Origin of the sequence: Ensifer sp. Root31 (assembly GCF_001424825.1) — a bacterium.
Lineage (GTDB): Bacteria > Pseudomonadota > Alphaproteobacteria > Rhizobiales > Rhizobiaceae > Ensifer > Ensifer canadensis.
Genome location: NZ_LMCO01000034.1, coordinates 42864 through 60117 on the forward strand (window position 1 = coordinate 42864; position 17254 = coordinate 60117).

Here is a 17254-nt window from a genome sequence, read left to right on the forward strand (position 1 = left end):
TGAATGTTCATGCCAGCCTGCCGCCGAGATTGTCCGGCTGCCTTTCGATCAGGGTTGGCCTGAAGACCTGCCGGAGCGCCTTCGGGTCCTCACCCTCCATGCGCTTCAGCAGGAACTGCCCGAGCGTCCGTCCCAGGACCTCGATCGGTTGATAGAAGGTGGTGATCGGCGGCGTGAAATAGGCGCTGACGTTGATGTCGTCATAGGCGATCACGTCGACATCGACGCCAACCTGCCGCCCGAGACTGCCGAGACCGGAAAGGACGCCGAGCGTCGTCGATTCGTTGATGCAGACGAAGGCAGTCGGCGGCTCCGCCACCTGCAAAAGGTCGATCACGCTCTGCCGGCCAAAATGGGTCGAAAGATCGCCTTCGACAACGAGATCGGCAGAGGCGGTAACGCCGGCTTCGCGGAAGGCGCGGGCAAACCCGTCCAGCCTGTCCAACGCATAGGAGAGCCGACGCTCCGGGTTGACGAGCGCGATGCGGCGATGGCCGCCGGCAAGCAAGCGGGCGGTGGCAGCGTGGGCTGCCCACTCGTTGTCGATATCGACATGGGCGTAATCCAGATCCTTGCGGCAACGCCCCATCGAGACAAATGGGAAATGGTGGTCGACCAGCAGATCGATGCGCGGGTCGTCGGCAAGAATGCCGGAAAAGATCAAGCCGTCGGCCAGACCCTGATCGACGATGCGGCGCGCCGTTTCCGCGCCGTCGGCAGCATCGCGGATGACATGCACGGACATGCGGTAGTCCGTACCATCCAGCGCCTGGCTGACGCCGCTCAAAATCTGGGTATATTCGACTCCGTCCCACTCGTAATCGCGTGCCGCGGTAACCGGCATCAGCACTGCCGCCTGAAAGCTCTTTCCGGTGCGAAGCGCCATGCCGCGCGCATTGGCCTGATAGCCGACTTCGCGCGCCGCCTTGAAGATGAGATCGCGGGTAACAGGCGCAACGACAGGCGAATCCCTGAGCGCTTTCGAGATCGTCGCGATGGAATAGCCGGTGATCTCGGCCAGTGTCTTGATCGTCGGCACCGGTGTACGCCGGGTTCTGTGCATATGCGCCGCCATGCACCCTCCCAGGCCGTTGGCTCACTCTGAACATATGCGTAACAGTCAATAAAAACGTTTTCAAGAAAAATAAAAACGTTTTTATTCTCATATGGGGAGAAGTTCGACGTCAAAGAAATTACTACCAAGGCTGCCTAATGGGCCACGAAGGTGTGCTTTGCGCCGGAGCGGAACCCAAAGGACTTGCGGATCAACACCCGCCGAAGACTACAGCGCCGCGCGTCTCATTGGACGCGCAAAGGTCGCTGTAGCACTTTGAATGGCTGCATGTTTTGTCCTTAAATCGAATAGGATTTAAGGGAACCGGCAGTAGACCTTTGCAGCCAGGTAAAATCCCACGAATGAAAAATGGCCGCGAAGCATTCCCTTCGCGGCCTTGTTCATCGATATTCAGAGTAGAGACGCACGACACATCACACTGCGCCGTGCGCCTTCTCAATCCATGTCGTCGTTATCAGGCGCAATCGCATGGTCACGATTGCCATGGATGATCTCACGCTTGCCGACATGGTTGGCAGCGCCGACAAGGCCCTCCTTCTCCATGCGCTCGACGAGCGAAGCCGCACGATTATAGCCGATACCCAGCCGGCGCTGGATGTAGGAGGTCGAGCACTTCTTGTCGCGCAGCACCACCTTGACGGCCTGGTCGTAGAGTTCGTTGCCGTCCTCCGAGGCCATCGCCGTCTTGTCGAAGACAGCGCCCTGCTCTTCCGCGGGCTCCTCTTCCTCTTCGTCCGCGGTAACGGTCTCGAGGTATTCGGGCCTGCCTTGCGTCTTCAGGTGGGCGACGACGTGCTCCACTTCCTGGTCCGAAACGAACGGTCCGTGGACACGGGCGATCCGCCCGCCGCCCTGCATGTGCAGCATGTCGCCCTGGCCGAGCAGCTGTTCGGCCCCCTGTTCGCCAAGGATGGTGCGGCTGTCGATCTTCGACGTCACCTGGAAGGAGATACGGGTCGGGAAGTTGGCCTTGATCGTGCCGGTGATGACGTCGACCGAGGGGCGCTGCGTCGCCATGATCAGGTGGATACCGGCAGCACGCGCCATCTGCGCCAGCCGCTGGATAGCACCTTCGATCTCCTTGCCGGCGACCATCATCAGGTCGGCCATCTCGTCGACGATGACGACGATATAGGGCATCGGCGCCAGATCCATTTCCTGCTGCTCGAACAGCGCCTCGCCGGTGCCCTTCTCGAAGCCGGCCTGGACCGTGCACATCACCGGCTCGCCCTTTTCGCGGGCAGCGGCAGCACGCTGGTTATAGCCGTCGATATTGCGAACGCCGAGGCGCGACATCTTGCGATAGCGGTCCTCCATCTCGCGCACCGCCCATTTCAGCGCCATGACGGCCTTCTTCGGATCGGTGACGACGGGGGTCAGCAGATGCGGGATGCCGTCATAGACGGAGAGTTCGAGCATCTTCGGATCGACCATGATCAGGCGGCACTCTTCCGGCTTCAACCGATAGAGCAGCGACAGGATCATGGTATTGATCGCCACCGACTTGCCCGAACCGGTGGTGCCGGCAACGAGCAGATGCGGCATCTTGGCGAGTTCTGCAATGACGGGCTCGCCACCGATCGTCTTGCCGAGGCAAAGCGCCAGCTTGCAGTTCGTCTTGCGGAAATCGACGGATTCGATCAGCTCGCGGAAGTAGACCGTCTCGCGCGTCGCATTCGGCAGTTCGATGCCGATGACGTTGCGGCCGGGCACAACAGCGACACGGGCTGATAGTGCCGACATCGAGCGGGCGATGTCGTCGGCCAGGTTGATCACCCGCGAGGATTTGACGCCGGGCGCCGGTTCAAATTCGTAAAGCGTAACAACCGGCCCTGGCCGGACATGGATGATCTCGCCACGCACGCCGAAATCTTCGAGCACGCTTTCGAGCAGCCCGGCATTCTGTTCGAGCTGCTCCTGCGACATGAAGAAGCCGCGGCCTTCCGGCGGTTCCTGCAACAGGTCTTCGGCCGGAAATTCATAGCCGTCGGCGTGCGCGAAACGCTCGGTCGCGCCGATCGGCGGCAGAAGCGAAGGTGCGCGCGAGACCTGGGCGGGCATGGTGATAGCCGCCTTTGAGACTGTCGCAACGGTGCGAACAGGCTCTTCCTCGGCCATAAGTGATGTGATCTCGGCCGGTTCGACCGCAACAGGTGGCACGGACGCGATTTCGGACGGCACGATCATCGGCTCCGCCGCATCGCGCGTGGGTTCCATCGATACGGGTTCTGCTAGTGCGGGCACAACGGCGGCAGGCACCGATGGCACCTCAGCTGCCGGGCGGCATTCGACAACGCGGAACAGCGACGTGATCGCCGTCGGCGGCATGCGCTTGATTTCGACTGCCTTGACGGGAATTGGGGCCGGGGCCGGGGCCGGTGCCGGCATCGACACGACAGCGGCGGGCGTGAAGGAAGCGGGCACCGCTGTGTCGACGAATGGCTTCGGCTGCACAATGGCTGCCTCTGCCGGGCCGTCATCCAGGGTGGAGGGGCCAAACTCGAAGAAGGCGAAGTCCGACAGAAACGACAGACGCGTGTCGGCCGGGGCTTCTACTGCCGCCGCTGGCTCGACTATCTGCGTCGGTTCAACGGGTGCAGCCAGCATTGCGATCGCCACAGGCGCCTCGTTCGCGGACTGTGCCGGCAGGCTCGGGCCGATTGCAGAGCCAGCAACGGTAGCGTTGGGCGCCAGGTTGGCCGCGCCTGCCTTTGGCGCCGACGACCAATGCGGCAGCTGGCTCGTGAGAACGCGCAGCAGCTCGGAGGGGCTGTAGGAAGGCAGGGCCTGCTCAGGCACGGGTGCGGGCATACGCACGGGAACGACATCGACCATGTCCGGCGATTTGACGGGGGCGACGGCTTCGATGGCCGCAGACGCTGCTTCCACGGGCTCTGCCGCGGCGACGACATTTTCGCTTGAGGCAATCTGTTCCTCAGATGCGACATCGCTGTCGCTGTCCGAAGGCGCGCGGCGCTTGGTAAACTCCCGTTCCGGCGTGCGGGTGAACCGCACGTTCGGCGCCAGGAAGAAGTGGCTCTCCCACGTTGAATCGCCGTAGTGGCCAGCGATCTCCGACAGGGTCGGCAGCGGCTCGTCGGTCGACGTCGTCACCTGGGCCGGCGCATAGGCCGTGCCCTGGCCATAGAGCCGGGCAGCGCGGCCGACATGCGCCGTCGCGTCCGATTGCTGGTTGGCTGGTTTGCGAGGCGCGGCAGGCGCCTCGTACAACTGGTAGGGATCGACTGGATCCACGTCATGGGTGGGCATATCGCTCAACGCACCGTCCTGCGGATCGTCATAGTAATCCGCCTGGTTTGCATCATGCAAAGCTGCCTGAGAGAAGTTTGTCCTGGGAATACGCATGGGTCCTGGAAGAGCTAGAGACATCGCCGAGGGGCCTGCTAAGCGATAGAAAATGAAGGTTAACAAGTCCCTTCCAAAGGCCGCTTGAAAGACAAAAGGCGCGCCGTTCAATCCAGCAAAACAGTCGGTGAAACGGCCGCAATCCCCATCCCGCTCAAGGGCATCGCGCCATTCTGTCGCTGGCAGAACCTGGCCGAAAATATTTCTTCCGGATTGTCATTTTGGCACGTCGCGGCGCAGCAGGGGCAACCGCTTCGGTCGGAGATACGGACCATAACGAATCGGGCCGGCGTGACCTTGTCACGCCGGCCCGATAATGACCGCCATAGGCTCGGCAAATTCCCGAGCGATCAGCTCCGGCGCGCAGCGACGAAAGCCGCGTGATGCCTGGCCAGAAGCTCGATCGCTTCATCGACAAACGCCGGGCTGACATTGGCCGAAAACTCGATCCGTGCACTCTTTCCGTCTCGTCTCAGCTTGGCAAAGGCCTGGCCGTTCTCGTCGGTGAGAACCTCGGGTTTGGCCGGATCCTGCCTTTCGGTACGCGACAGACGCGCAAAGACGAACTGGAAGCGCTGGTCGCTGTCAGCCTCGAGGAAACGCCTCAGACCAATCTCTTCCTGCGCCTTCTGCAGCGCCTGCTCGCCCTCAAGCAGGCCGCCGATCGCCATCCAGCGTTCGCGACCGACCTTGGGCGCCGGACCGATTGCCCGTGCGATTGCCATTGGAACGCTTTCGGCGACCTGGATCAGCCGCGACAACTCGCTCTTCTGGACGGCGAGCGCATCGCCGATCACCTTTCGATCAAAGCCGCGCTCGGCCAGGACCGAGGCAAACAGCGCCCGCTCGATAAAAGACAGGTTGCGGCGTTCGGCGTTTTCCTTGCCCTGCGCCAATACAAGTTCGTCGTCGGTCAGGGACCGGACGATGGCCTTGACCTTGATGCCGAGGCTGCGGACGGCGTTCAGCCGGCGGTGGCCATAGGCAGTTTGATAGCGGCCCTGCTTTTCCGGGTGCGGGCGCACGAGGATCGGCGACTGCTGGCCGTTTTCGCGGATGCTGTCGCCAAGCGCCAGGAAGTCCGGATCGTCGAGCTCACCATCGGTCAGGCGGTCGCCGACGAACGAGGCGTCGACCAGATCCGGATCAAGTTCGACAACGCGCTCGCCCTGATGCAGCGCCTCGCGCAGCGATCGCGCCTCTTCTGCCTCGCGGGTGATGCTGCCAAGCGAAAGGCCCATGGCCTTGATGGCGCCCGAGGCCGCACGCGGCGTATCGGCAGCAGGTGCGGCAGGCGTCAGCGTCGTTATCTCAGCGGAGCTCGTCGCATTGGGTTCGGCGCCAGGCGCAGGCGCTACGTTTCCGGAAAAGAGTGCGCGCAGTTCGTTCTTGCGGTTGCCAGCCATGTATTTTAGCGCCCCCAGGCCGCATGAATGAGAGCTTCGATCTCGCCGTTGACGGAATTCAAGGATTCGATCGCGCGGTCGTAGGTCGCGCGGGTGAAATTCTCGCGACCCACTTCGTAGAGCGTCTGCTTCGTCAGACCGGCATCGGAAACGGCGGTCGACTTGACCATCGCAGAGGTCAGGACACGGTCTCCGAACAGCGAGCGCATGAAACCGACGATCTGCGCCTGCGGCCCGTCGTTCGGCTCGAAGCGGGTGACGAGATAGCGCAGGAAGTCGAAGTTGAGTTCGCCGCCCGCCTCGCGCACGACGCTCAGGAGGTCCGAGGTCATGTAGAGAAACTGGTTCATCGACGCGACGTCGAGCATCTGCGGATGCACGGTGACGAGAACCGACGTCGAGGCGCAAAGCGCCGACAGCGTGAGATAACCGAGCTGCGGCGGGCAGTCGATGACGACGACATCGTAATCGTCGGCAACGCTTGCCAGTGCCGACTGCACCCGTGCGAAGAACAGCGGGCCGGCATCGGAGCCGCTGTGGCGGGCGCTGAGTGCCTGCGGCGTCGTATGCTCGAATTCCTGCAGTTCCAGATTGCCGGGCACCAGGTCGAGCCCGTCAAAATATGTCGGACGGATGATGTCTTTCAGCGGCCGCGCTTCGGCGTCGTAGCGGATGGCGCCGTAGAGCGTGTCGTTGCCGGTGAGGTCCAGCTCTGGCTGGTAGCCGAAGAGCGCCGAAAGCGACGCCTGCGGGTCAAGGTCGACGGCGAGAACCCGGTGGCCGGTCATGGCGAGATATTGCGCGATATGGACCGACGATGTGGTCTTGCCGGAACCGCCCTTGAAGTTGGTGACGGAAATGACCTGCAGGTGCTCGCCGCGCTCGCGGTCGCGCCACTTCAGGTAGCTGCGCGCCTTGGCGGCATTGCCCTTGGCAAGTGCCTGCTCGGCAAGGTGGCGGCGAAGCGCGTTGATGTCGGACAGCGAATAGGAGCGGCGACCGCCGGTGCCGGTATCGGGTTGAGGCCCCTCGCCCGCAAGCGACAGCTGGCGCAGGTAACCGTCGGAAACGCCGATCAGCTTGGCCGCCTCGCCTGAGGTGAAGCTGCGAAGCGTCTTCATCGCCGTTGGCGGAAACAGCCGCTCGCGCATCGCCTTCAGCTGTTCGGAAAGGGCGCGCGCATCGGCCGCGATCGCTTCGTCGGCTGGCTGGCGGGCGTGGGAAGGGTCCGTCCCGGATCGCGTCTGTGTTACCGTCATGTCCATTCCCGCCATGCTCCTTGCGCGCTTTCCCGCACCATTGACACCGGGATGCACTAACAGAGATTTAATTCAGATACGCCTAAACGGCACATATTCACAAAATTCCGTAACAGAGATGCCGCAGACAATGATTCGCGTCAAGGCATCGAGCCGAATTCGAACATCCCGGCCGGCAAGATCCTGCACGCTTGCGAGACGGAAGAGACAAAAAGGCCGCCGGCCCAAGGGCGGCGGCTCGTCGTGACGTCGCGTGAACGCGATTGCCGTCGAAGGATCAGAGCTTGGGACCGATATGATCGGGGATCGGGCACTGGTAGGGCTTGCCTTCGGTCTTTTCCCGCCACTCGGCCTTTGCCTGCGCCAGCAGTTCCGGATCGAGGATGAGATCGAGACCGGTCGTCGCCAACGACTTGGCCGCGTGGGCGAAAGCCTTGTGTGCCGCGGGGCTCTTGCCTTGCGCTACCACCTGCCAGGTGTGCGGCGCGGTGCCTATCGCCCAGGCGGGCGCCCAGCATTGCGCCGTCGGCGTCACCCAGCTGACATCGCCGACATCGGTCGAGCCGGCGCGGAAATGCGATTGGCCCTCGAAATCGCGAAGGCCGAGGTGGAGACCACTCGATCCGTCCATGCGGCTGTTGGAGAAGACGTCGCCCTTGATCTGGTAAAGCCGGATGCTGCTGGCGATCGCCTCCGGCGTCATCGTCTTCTGGATCTCACGGGCAAATTCGAGGTCTGCCTCGTCGAAGGGAACCGGTCCGAGCGCGACCATGTTCTGGTGGATCGCCGTCTCGAGCGTGATGTTCGGCAAAAGATTGGTGGCGGCGCGATCGAAGACGATCTCGACCTCCGTCTCGGTCATCATCGCAGCGCCCCTGGCGACCTTGTCGATGCGGGCAGCCAGCGCAAGCGCCTCAGGCATTTGCGGTGCACGCACAAGGTAGAGCGCTTCGGCGCGGGCCTGGACGACGTTGGCCGCCTTGCCGCCGGCGTCGGTGATCGCATAGTGCACGCGGCAATCCTGCGGCATGTGCTCGCGCAGGAAGTTGACACCGATATTCATCAGCTCCAGCGCATCGAGGGCGCTCCGTCCAAGATGGGCGCCGTTCGAGGCATGGGCGGCGACCCCCTTGAAACGATAGTAGATTTCGAGGACGGCGAGATTGTTGGTCGAGCGCACGCCATTGAAGGGTGCTGGGTGCCAGGTGAGTGCGGTATCGACATCGGCAAAGGCGCAGGCGCGCGCCATGAAAGTCTTGCCCGAGCCGCCCTCTTCGCCGGGGCAACCATAGTAACGAACGGTGCCTGGCAGATCGTTCTCGCGGAGATAACGGGCAAGGGCGACTGCAGCCAGCAGCGAGCCGGTGCCGAGCAGATTATGCCCGCAGCCGTGTCCGGTGCCGCCCTCTTCAAGCGCCTTTGCCTCGACGACGCCGGCGATCTGGCTCAAGCCCGCAAGCGCGTCGAATTCACCGAGAAGGGCAATGACCGGGCCACCCGCGCCGGCTTCACCGGTAAAGGCGGTTTCGATATCGGCCGTTCCCCGCGTGATGCGAAACCCGTGCTTTTCCAGCATCGCTATTTGCGTCGCCGCCGACTGGTGCTCGCGAAAGCTCAGTTCGGCATAGTCCCAGATCGCGTCGCTCATCGCTGCGAATTCAGGCTTCAACTCTTCGACTATATCTGCAAGAGCGGCGACGACGGATGGCTGGGGCATGGGTATTCCTCTTGCGGGCGACATGTGGGCCGGCCGCATTGGCATTTCTGTCTTCAGATGGAAGGTGGCGGCACGGATGCCGCCACCGGATACGATACGCGGTCGGGCCGCGACTTAGTCGTCGAGCGTGACTTCCCAGAGCCGGGTGTTCGACTGCCAGACGGGCTCGCCGTGCAGCTTCTTCGTCGCACCCCAGATGTCGACCATGTCGTACATGAAGATGCCGGGAACTTCCTCAAGCATCAGCTTGTGGAATTCGTCGAAGATCGCCTGACGCTTTGCCTGGTCGGCCTCGACATAGGCGGACTTCATCAACTCGATCGCTTTGGGATTATCCCACATCAGCGAGGCGTTCTTGTCCTTGTTGCCGACGTAGAAGCTGTACATCAGTGCCGGATCGAGGCGCGGTGCCACCGACTGCGAGATCACCTGGTAGTTGCCCGAGCGGCGGCGATCGACCTGGGTCGCATAGTCGAGCACTTCGATCTGCACATTGAGACCGACCTGTTGCATCATCGCCTGGGCGACGACGGCGGCCGGGAAGCTCGGCACATTGCCGCGCTTGTTGGCGATGATGGTGATCGGCTCGCCGTTGTAGCCGGCGTCCGCCAGGTCCTTCTTGGCCTTTTCCAGGTCCATCGGAAACTTCGTCTTCTGCGCGTCCGAATAGAAGATCGAGTCTGCCGACACCATCGAGGCATTGGTTTCGCCCGTACCGTTCGAGACCGCAGCAACCAGTTGGTCGAGATCGAGCGCTTCGGCCATGGCGCGACGCACGGCAACGTTGCTCAGAACCTTGTCGCGGGTCTGGAAGTAAAGCAGGTTCTTGCCGTTGTTGCGCTTGACGATCAGCTGCATCGTCTCGCTGTCCTTGAACTCCGAAATCAGGTCGGCGGAGACTTCGGCCGTATCCAGTGCGCCCGACAGCAGACCGGTTTTCACCGTCGATGCATCGGGGATGACCATGAACTTGATGCCGTCGACCAGCGGCCGTTTGGAGCCGACCATACCATCCGGCTTGCCGTCATTGGCAGGCGAGACGTAGGCTTCGTTCTTTTCGAGACGGACATACTCGCCCTTCTTCCACTCGGCCCACTTGAACGGCCCGGTACCGATGGGAGCAACGAAGGCGCCGTCGGCGCCGACAGACTCCTTGGCGATGATGCCGGTATAGCCGCATTCTGGACGCGCCATCAGGCCGAGAAAGACCGCCGAAGGCTTTTCGATCGTCATCGTTACCGTGGTCGGATCGACAGCCGTGACGGCCGACACCTTGATCGTTTTGCTGCCGTCGAAATCGCCGGCGCAGGTCCACTTGGTGTCCGCGGCCATGTAGCGGTTCCAGTTCCACACGACGTCGTCGGCCGTGACCGCGTTGCCATTGTGGAATTTCACGTCGTCGCGCAGCTTGAACGTATAGGTCAGGCCATCGGGAGACACTTCGAAGCTCTTGGCGACGAGCGGCTTTACCTCGCCGTTCTCGGCGTACCCGACGAGACCTTCGACGATGTGAAAGATTACGGAATCGGTGTTGCCGTCGCGGTTGACGCCCGGGACGTTGCTGCGGATATCGGAGCTCTGCGCGACCACAAGGTCACGCGCTTCGGCAAAGCCGACGGCGCTCATCAGGATGGTGCCGGCAAGGAAGATTTTTTTCATGGTTCCACTCTTCTCCAGTTGTTTCTTGTTGGTTTGTTGCGGTTGATTTCGGCTCAAAACGCGTCCCAGCAGGCCTGCGACAGCTGGCCGATGGTTTCGAGCGCAATTGTGTAGCCAGGCGTGCCATCGGCCATCACTTGCGGCACGGCGTCGGTGAAGACGGCGATGCCGTAGAGCGGCCGACTGTTGCGATAGACGAGACCTGCGTCCATGCGACCGCGCTTACCGCGCCCGGATTTGCTGGCGACGACGGTCTCGAAAGGCAGGCGCGAGCGGATGCCGTAGCGCAGCACCTGGTTCTTCAGCGTCTGCAGCGCAAAGCGGCAGAGCTCGACCGATGTGCCGAGACGCGCAGCCGCGGCCCCATCGTCCTGTGCCGCCAGGATCAGTTCGAGCAGCAATATCTGGTCACCAGCCGTCGTCGTCGTCACCTCGCCGAGCGAATGGTCCGGCTTCAGGCCAAGCGGCGGGATCAGAAAACGGTGGTGAGTGCCGGCCATGCCGATCGCCTTGCAGTAGCTGTCGACCTCTTCCAGCGTCAGCCGCTCCAGCACCATCTTGGTGCAGACATTGTCGCTCAAGACCATCATCCCGACGATGGCGTCGCGCAGCGGGATGACGATGCCAGGCGTCATGTAGCGGAACATGCCGCTCGCAACCTCATGCTTCAGCCGCTCCTCGTAGGTGATGGGCGTGTCGAGATCGAGCCGGCCCTCGTGCGCTGCCTTCAGCGCCGCCATCATGATCGACGTCTTGCGGGTGCTGGCCGAAGGCGTCTCCTCGTTTTCGCCCCGTCCGATCGTCTCGCCGGTCTGAAGGTTGCGAACGAGGAAGCGGGTGATGAATGGCTGGGCGTCGGCGATGGCATTAAGCCGTTCGGCTGTCGTGGCGGTTTTGATCGCTACGGTCATGTCAGGCCTCCAGGCGCCATTTGAGGGTGACGCCACCCGTGTGATTGAGATCGAGCGCGGGGATCGCCGAAAGCAGTTTGCGCGTATAGGCTTCCTGTGGCTGGTCGAAGATCCGGTCGCGATCGCCCTGCTCGACGATGCGGCCGTCCTGCATGACGATCACCCGGTCGGCGACCTGCTCGACGACGCCGAGGTCATGGCTGATGAACAGGCAGGAAAACCCGTAGCGCTTCTGCAGATCGGAGAAGAGTTCGAGCACCTGCGCACGCACCGTCACGTCGAGCGCCGAGACCGGTTCGTCGGCGATGAGGAACTTCGGCCGCCGGGCAATCGCCCGGGCAATGGCGACGCGCTGGCGCTGACCACCGGAAAGCTCATGCGGATAGCGGCTGGCGAAATCGCCGCTAAGACCAACTTCTTCGAGCGTTTCGAGCGCGCGCTTGCGCTTGGCCGCACCGTCGAGATCGGGCACCAGCCGGAGCGCTTCTTCGACCAGCGCCTGGATGGTCATGCGCGGGTCGAGCGAAGAGTAGGGATCCTGGAAGACCATCTGGCAGTTCAGCCGATAATCACGCCAGTCAGCGCTGCGCTCGCGCCCCTGGAAGAGGATCTCGCCTTCGGTCTCCTGGACGAGACCGGCGATCGTGCGGCCAAGCGTCGTCTTGCCCGAGCCGGAGCCGCCGACAAGGGCGACGACTTCGCCGACATGGATGTCGACGCTGACGCCGTGAAGCGCGCGCTTCGGCGCCTGCTTGCGGAAGAGCCCTTTGCGGCCAGGATATTCCACCACGATGTTGCGGGCCGACACCATCGGCGTGCGGGACATGTCGAGCTCGCGCGGTGCCGCCCGAAACGGCAGCGAAGACAGGAGCTTGCGGGTATAGGGATGCTCCGGTGCGCTCAGAATGTCCTCGGTCGTGCCCTGTTCGACGATCACGCCTTTTTCCATGACGACGAAGCGATTGGTGTAGCGCGCCACCATCGGCAGGTCGTGGCTGATCAGGAGAACGGCCGTGCCTTCCGCCTTGGTCAGTTCGACCATCAGCTCCATGACGTCACGTTGCACCACGGCGTCGAGCGCGGTCGTCGGCTCGTCGGCAATCAGCAGGGCCGGCTTCAGCAGCATCACCGAGGCAAGCATGATGCGCTGGCGCATGCCGCCGGAAAACTCGTGCGGATAGGCGGCAAGCGCCCGCTCCGGCTCGCGCAGACCGACGCGCTTCAGCATGTCGAGTATCGCAGCCCGACGCTCGTCGGCACTCTTCTTCGTATGCAGGATCAGGCCTTCTTCAAGCTGCCTGCCGATGGTCATCGACGGGTTGAGCGAGGTCATCGGCTCCTGGAACACGACGCCGATCTCGCCGCCGCGCAACTGCCGGAGGTCGCGATCTTTCATCGACAGGACATCCCGTCCGCGGTAACTGATCGTGCCGCCGGCATGGCGCACGGCAGGCGGGATCAACCCGATGATGGCGCGGGTCGCGAGCGTCTTGCCGGAACCGGATTCGCCGACGATGCCGACGATTTCGCCAGGGCCGACGTCGAAGCTGACATCCTTGACCACCTGGTTGCCATTATGGGTAACGGCCAGCGACAGGTCGCGAACGCTGAGTAGGGAACTGCCGATCATTTCAGGCCTCGCATGCGGGGGTCGAGCTTGTCGCGGAGCGCGTCGCCGAGAAGGTTGATGCCGAGTAGCGTCAGCGCGATGCAAAGGCCGGGGAAGAAACCGAGCCAGACGGCCTGTTCGATGAACGGGCGGCCCGCAGCCAGCATGTTGCCCCAGGTCGGCGCCGGTGGCGGCACGCCAAGGCCGAGAAACGACAACGCGCTTTCCGACAGGATTGCCCAGCCGAACATCGAGGTCGCCAGCACGGTAATCGGTGCCAGGCAGTTCGGCAGGATGTGGCGCAGCATGGTGTAGATTTCGCCATTGCCCATGACACGCGAGGCTTCGATGAATTCGCGTTCGCGCAGCGACAAGACGGCGCCGCGCACCACACGCGCCATCGACGGCGTGTAGGCGATGCCAAGCGCGAAAATGATGCCGTACTGGTTAGCCCCGAAGACCGCGAGCAGCCCGAGCGCCAGCAGGATGCCCGGAAAGGCGAGCAGTGCGTTGTTGACGGCCATGATGACGCCATCGACCCAGCCGCGGGCATAGCCGCTGATGAGGCCGATCAGGGTGCCGCAGACGACCGCGAAGGCGACCGTCAGACATCCGATCCAGACGCTGGCGCGGGCACCGATCATCAACCGGCTGGCAACGTCGCGTCCGAACTCGTCGGTGCCGAGCCAATGGGCGGCACCGGGGGCGGCCAGACGCGAAGTGAAGCCCAGCGCGCTGGGATCGTAGGGCGTCCAGAACACGCCGATCAGCGCGGTGATGACCAGAGCGGCGATCAGTCCGCCGCCGATGACGCCGTTGAAAGTGAGCTTTCTCATTCTGCCACCACCCGCGGATCGAAGAGAGGATAGAGGAGGTCGACCACGAGGTTGACGACGACATAGGAGAAGGCGACGAGCAGCAGGCAGCCCTGGATCACCGGGTAGTCGCGCTGGAAGATGCTATCGACCATCAGACGGCCGAGGCCGGGGATGGTAAAGACCGTCTCGATGACCGCGATACCGCCGAGCAGATTGCCGAGGATCAGGCCGATCATCGTCCAGGTTGGGCCGAACGCATTCTTGAACGCATGCTTCCAGAGGACGGCGCTTTCCGACAGTCCCTTGGCCCGTGCATGGGTGATGTAATCAAGCCGGAGAACCTCGAGCGTCGAGGCGCGCGCCATGCGGATGATCACGCCCATTTCGTGGATGACCAGCGTCATGACGGGCAGGACGAGGTAGAGAAGGCCCGCCGTCCAGTTTTCCGAGATCGGCACGTAACCGAGCACCGGCAGCCAGCCGAGCTTCAGGCCGAAGGCAAGCAGCAATAGCAGGCCGAGCCAGAAGGTCGGGATGGACAGAAGCACGGTGGCCGTGCCGACCAGCGCCAGGTCCGTCAGGCTGTTCTGCCGCCAGGCGGCGATGACGCCGGCGGGAACGGCGATCAGGCTCGCGAGGAACACGGCGATGACGACGATCTCGGCGCTCACCATGAAGCGGCTCAGCACCAGATGAAGCACCGGCTCGTCGGTGACGATCGAGCGGCCGAAGTCGCCGGACAGGATGTTGCCGGCCCAGATGACGAACTGCTCGGGAATGCTTCGGTCAAGGCCGAGCACGCTGCGCATTTCGGCAATCTGCTGCGGCTCGGCCATATCGCCGAGCATCAGCGCGGCCGGATCGCCGGGAATGAGACGGATGAGCGTGAAGACGGCAACCGAGACAATGACGATCGTCGGTATCGCCATCACGAGACGATTGAGTATGAACTTGATCATGGGTTCCCCGTACTGAGAACAGCCTGGCGCGACATCGCGATTCGGCCCTCCTGCCGGCTTTTCTTGACACGACTATGATCGAATGGAAAAAACCGCGCAATATTATGAGGAATCGTCATAGCTCTATGACGAAGGGATGACATGGGAGCTGCCAAAGGGGCCGATAACGTGCGGCATCATGCGCTGGGCGGAAGTCGCGCTTGCAGTCGGGGAGCATTGCCCTGCGATGCCGACGCAAAAAGACAGTCAGCGATGGACTTTAAATCACCAACGGATGTTGAAACCGATCTTGAGATCGGGAAACAGGTGGCCGCCGCGCTTGCCCGTGGCGCTGATGGCTGAGGCGATGCCGACCATGAGCACGCCGAAGACGATGCCGGCAAACACAAACCGAACTGTCATGGCGGCCGGTTGGCGTTCTTCTGCGTTGCCTGCAACATCATCCGCGACCGTATCCTTGCATCACTTTCGAGCACGACCAGACGAAATCACTGGTGTCATTGCCCGATGACGTGAAACGCCACGCGCATCGGCCGGCATTTACGGGAGTAATTCCCGCAAGCTGGGGTCGCTTTGGCTCGACGCTTGGCTCTTCAAAGCGCCTTCGGGAATCACGTTTAAGGTATGACGCAACGTCCGGCTCAAGCGGAGTTTTGGGCTGATATCGAGGGTCGCATCCTTTGGACGCATTGCCCGAGGGTCGGTGCCGTGACGGGCCGATGGATGTGCCGGGCACAATCTCTGCGGGACACCGACGTCAACGCCGAAGAGATCGCGTCGGCCGGCGATTAGAGCAGCTGAAGGTGATCGGCGAGCTCGCGGGCCGCGGCACCGCCTGCCCGGTTCGCACCGATGGTGGAAGCCGACGGGCCGTAACCGACGAGATGGATCCTCGGGTCTTTTGCCACCTGTGTCGCAAGCCGGCCGGTCATCAGGATGCCGCCATCGGCATTGCGCAGTTGCAGCGGCGCCAGGTGATCGAGCGCGCTTCGAAAGCCGGTACTCCAGAGAATGACGTCGACTTGCTGCTCGCGACCATCCGGCCAGCGCACGCCATGCTCGGTGATTTCGGCAAACATTGGCTGGCGCTCGAGTGCGCCGCGTGCGCGTGCGGCAAGGATCGCCGGCGTCACCGGAATACCGGTCACGGAGACGACCGAGCCCGGCGGCAGACCGCGGCGTACGCGTTCCTCGACCATGGCAACGGCAGCGCGTCCGACCTCGGGGGTAAACGGCTCTTCACGGAAGGCCGGCTCCTCGCGCGTGACCCATGTGGTCGATGTCACCTTGGATATTTCATCGAGCAGCTGGATCGCGGAGATGCCGCCGCCGACGACCAGCACGTGCTGCCCGGCAAACTGCCCGGCGGTCTGGTAGTCCTTGGTGTGCAGCTGACGCCCCCTGAAGAGATCCGATCCCGGATAGGGTGGAATGTAGGGAGACTCCCAGGTGCCGGTGGCGTTGATGATGCCGCGGGCGGCATAGACGCCGGCGTCGGTCTCGACCCTGAAACGCTCGCCCCGCTCGCAAACGACCTTGACGGCAACCGGTCGGTGCACGGGAAGGTCGAATGCCTTCTCATAGGCGCCGTAATACTGCGGGACGGCGACGGAAGCGTGGACTTCGCCCATGCTGGTATCGACGGCGTCGGCGAATTTCATGCCGGGAAGATCGTGAATGCCATTGACGGTGCTCAGCGTCAGCGACGGCCAGCGAAACTGCCAGGCGCCGCCCGGCTGTGGCGATCGGTCGACAACGACATATTGCATCTGAGGCGATAGCCCGAACCGGCTCAGATGATAAGCCGAAGACAGACCCGCCTGTCCGGCACCGATGACGACGATGTCGATCTTGCGGGCGACGCGCGCATGCGTCTCGGCCTCGCTGGCGGGGGCAAAGGCGTTCTGGATGTCCATCATCACGCAGCCAAGACCGAAGGCTGATCACTGCTCATCAGATCATCCACGGCGGCGACTTTCAGCCAATCGCCGCGGCAAAGATCGCGGCCAGTTTTTCGATGCCGGCCTGATCGTCCCGGTCGAAACGTGCCGGTTTAGGACTATCGAGGTCGATGACACCGATCACCCGGCCTTGGCGTCGGACGGGAACCACGAGTTCGGAGCGGGACGCCGCATCGCAGGCGATATGGCCAGGAAAGGCGTGCACGTCTTCGACCAGGATCGACTGCCCTTCCTTTACGGCCGTGCCGCAGACGCCACGGCCGACAGGAATGCGCACGCAGGCGGGCTTGCCCTGAAATGGCCCGAGCACCAATTCGTCATCAGAATCGAGAAAGTAGAAGCCAGCCCAATTCAGGTCGGGCATCGTCTGGTACATCAGCGCCGAGGTGTTTGCGGCGTTCGCGATCATATTGGGCTCGCCATGCAGCAGCGCTTCGAGTTGCTGCGCCAACTCCCGATAGAATTCGGTCTTGTCGCCTGTGTCGATTACCGCCGCCTGGAACATGATCTCTTT

13 protein-coding genes are annotated in these 17254 nt (G+C 62.7%); all 13 read right to left on the minus strand.

Annotation, left to right across the window (positions count from 1 at the left end; genetic code table 11):
- Positions 1-7: 7 nt before the first annotated feature.
- The 13 genes from ASD00_RS24835 to ASD00_RS24890 all read right to left on the minus strand — a co-directional run bounded on the left by ASD00_RS24835 (position 8) and on the right by ASD00_RS24890 (position 17245).
- Positions 8-1075: a LacI family transcriptional regulator gene (locus tag ASD00_RS24835; RefSeq protein WP_038577936.1), complete on the minus strand. Its 1068-nt coding sequence runs from the start codon at positions 1073-1075 to the stop codon at positions 8-10.
- Positions 1076-1510: 435 nt separating this feature from the next.
- On the minus strand, positions 1511-4441 hold the full coding sequence (locus tag ASD00_RS24840) for a DNA translocase FtsK (protein ID WP_057209767.1): 2931 nt from the start codon (positions 4439-4441) through the stop codon (positions 1511-1513).
- 350 nt (positions 4442-4791) lie between these two features.
- The gene (gene repB / locus ASD00_RS24845; protein ID WP_057209769.1) at positions 4792-5847 is read right to left on the minus strand and encodes a plasmid partitioning protein RepB; all 1056 of its coding nucleotides are present in this window, start codon (positions 5845-5847) and stop codon (positions 4792-4794) included.
- A gap of 5 nt (positions 5848-5852) precedes the next feature.
- Complete coding sequence (gene repA / locus ASD00_RS24850; RefSeq protein WP_107027553.1) at positions 5853-7106, minus strand: plasmid partitioning protein RepA; 1254 nt, start codon at positions 7104-7106, stop codon at positions 5853-5855.
- Positions 7107-7383: 277 nt separating this feature from the next.
- On the minus strand, positions 7384-8823 hold the full coding sequence (locus ASD00_RS24855; RefSeq protein ID WP_057209771.1) for a M20 family metallopeptidase: 1440 nt from the start codon (positions 8821-8823) through the stop codon (positions 7384-7386).
- Positions 8824-8937: 114 nt separating this feature from the next.
- Positions 8938-10482, minus strand: coding sequence for an ABC transporter substrate-binding protein (locus ASD00_RS24860; RefSeq protein ID WP_057209773.1), 1545 nt, complete (start codon positions 10480-10482; stop codon positions 8938-8940).
- Between the two features lie 53 nt (positions 10483-10535).
- Positions 10536-11393 carry a serine hydrolase gene (locus ASD00_RS24865; RefSeq protein ID WP_025429211.1) on the minus strand — a complete coding sequence of 286 codons (858 nt, stop codon included), beginning with the start codon at positions 11391-11393 and terminating at the stop codon, positions 10536-10538.
- A 1-nt stretch (position 11394) separates the two neighbouring features.
- On the minus strand, positions 11395-13023 hold the full coding sequence (locus ASD00_RS24870) for an ABC transporter ATP-binding protein (RefSeq protein WP_057209775.1): 1629 nt from the start codon (positions 13021-13023) through the stop codon (positions 11395-11397).
- On the minus strand, positions 13020-13838 hold the full coding sequence (locus ASD00_RS24875; RefSeq protein ID WP_025429213.1) for an ABC transporter permease: 819 nt from the start codon (positions 13836-13838) through the stop codon (positions 13020-13022). Before ASD00_RS24875 ends, ASD00_RS24870 begins: the two co-directional genes overlap by 4 nt.
- Entirely contained in the window at positions 13835-14779 is a 945-nt protein-coding gene (locus ASD00_RS24880; protein ID WP_057209777.1) for an ABC transporter permease, read from the minus strand. Before ASD00_RS24880 ends, ASD00_RS24875 begins: the two co-directional genes overlap by 4 nt.
- A gap of 264 nt (positions 14780-15043) precedes the next feature.
- Positions 15044-15181, minus strand: a complete 138-nt coding sequence (locus ASD00_RS40350) for a hypothetical protein (RefSeq protein ID WP_156585776.1) — start codon at positions 15179-15181, stop codon at positions 15044-15046.
- A 386-nt stretch (positions 15182-15567) separates the two neighbouring features.
- Positions 15568-16695: an NAD(P)-binding domain-containing protein gene (locus ASD00_RS24885; RefSeq protein ID WP_107027552.1), complete on the minus strand. Its 1128-nt coding sequence runs from the start codon at positions 16693-16695 to the stop codon at positions 15568-15570.
- 61 nt (positions 16696-16756) lie between these two features.
- The gene (locus ASD00_RS24890) at positions 16757-17245 is read right to left on the minus strand and encodes a GAF domain-containing protein (protein ID WP_025429217.1); all 489 of its coding nucleotides are present in this window, start codon (positions 17243-17245) and stop codon (positions 16757-16759) included.
- Between the last annotated feature and the right edge of the window lie 9 nt (positions 17246-17254).

Bases quoted from the DNA above. Each gene is read 5' to 3' on its own strand.
- ASD00_RS24835 (WP_038577936.1), bottom strand. From the start codon at position 1,075: ATGGCGGCGCATATGCACAGAACCCGGCGTACACCGGTGCCGACGATC.
- ASD00_RS24840 (WP_057209767.1), bottom strand. From the start codon at position 4,441: ATGCGTATTCCCAGGACAAACTTCTCTCAGGCAGCTTTGCATGATGCA.
- repB (WP_057209769.1), bottom strand. From the start codon at position 5,847: ATGGCTGGCAACCGCAAGAACGAACTGCGCGCACTCTTTTCCGGAAAC.
- repA (WP_107027553.1), bottom strand. From the start codon at position 7,106: ATGACGGTAACACAGACGCGATCCGGGACGGACCCTTCCCACGCCCGC.
- ASD00_RS24855 (WP_057209771.1), bottom strand. From the start codon at position 8,823: ATGCCCCAGCCATCCGTCGTCGCCGCTCTTGCAGATATAGTCGAAGAG.
- ASD00_RS24860 (WP_057209773.1), bottom strand. From the start codon at position 10,482: ATGAAAAAAATCTTCCTTGCCGGCACCATCCTGATGAGCGCCGTCGGC.
- ASD00_RS24865 (WP_025429211.1), bottom strand. From the start codon at position 11,393: ATGACCGTAGCGATCAAAACCGCCACGACAGCCGAACGGCTTAATGCC.
- ASD00_RS24870 (WP_057209775.1), bottom strand. From the start codon at position 13,023: ATGATCGGCAGTTCCCTACTCAGCGTTCGCGACCTGTCGCTGGCCGTT.
- ASD00_RS24875 (WP_025429213.1), bottom strand. From the start codon at position 13,838: ATGAGAAAGCTCACTTTCAACGGCGTCATCGGCGGCGGACTGATCGCC.
- ASD00_RS24880 (WP_057209777.1), bottom strand. From the start codon at position 14,779: ATGATCAAGTTCATACTCAATCGTCTCGTGATGGCGATACCGACGATC.
- ASD00_RS40350 (WP_156585776.1), bottom strand. From the start codon at position 15,181: ATGACAGTTCGGTTTGTGTTTGCCGGCATCGTCTTCGGCGTGCTCATG.
- ASD00_RS24885 (WP_107027552.1), bottom strand. From the start codon at position 16,695: ATGGACATCCAGAACGCCTTTGCCCCCGCCAGCGAGGCCGAGACGCAT.
- ASD00_RS24890 (WP_025429217.1), bottom strand. From the start codon at position 17,245: ATGTTCCAGGCGGCGGTAATCGACACAGGCGACAAGACCGAATTCTAT.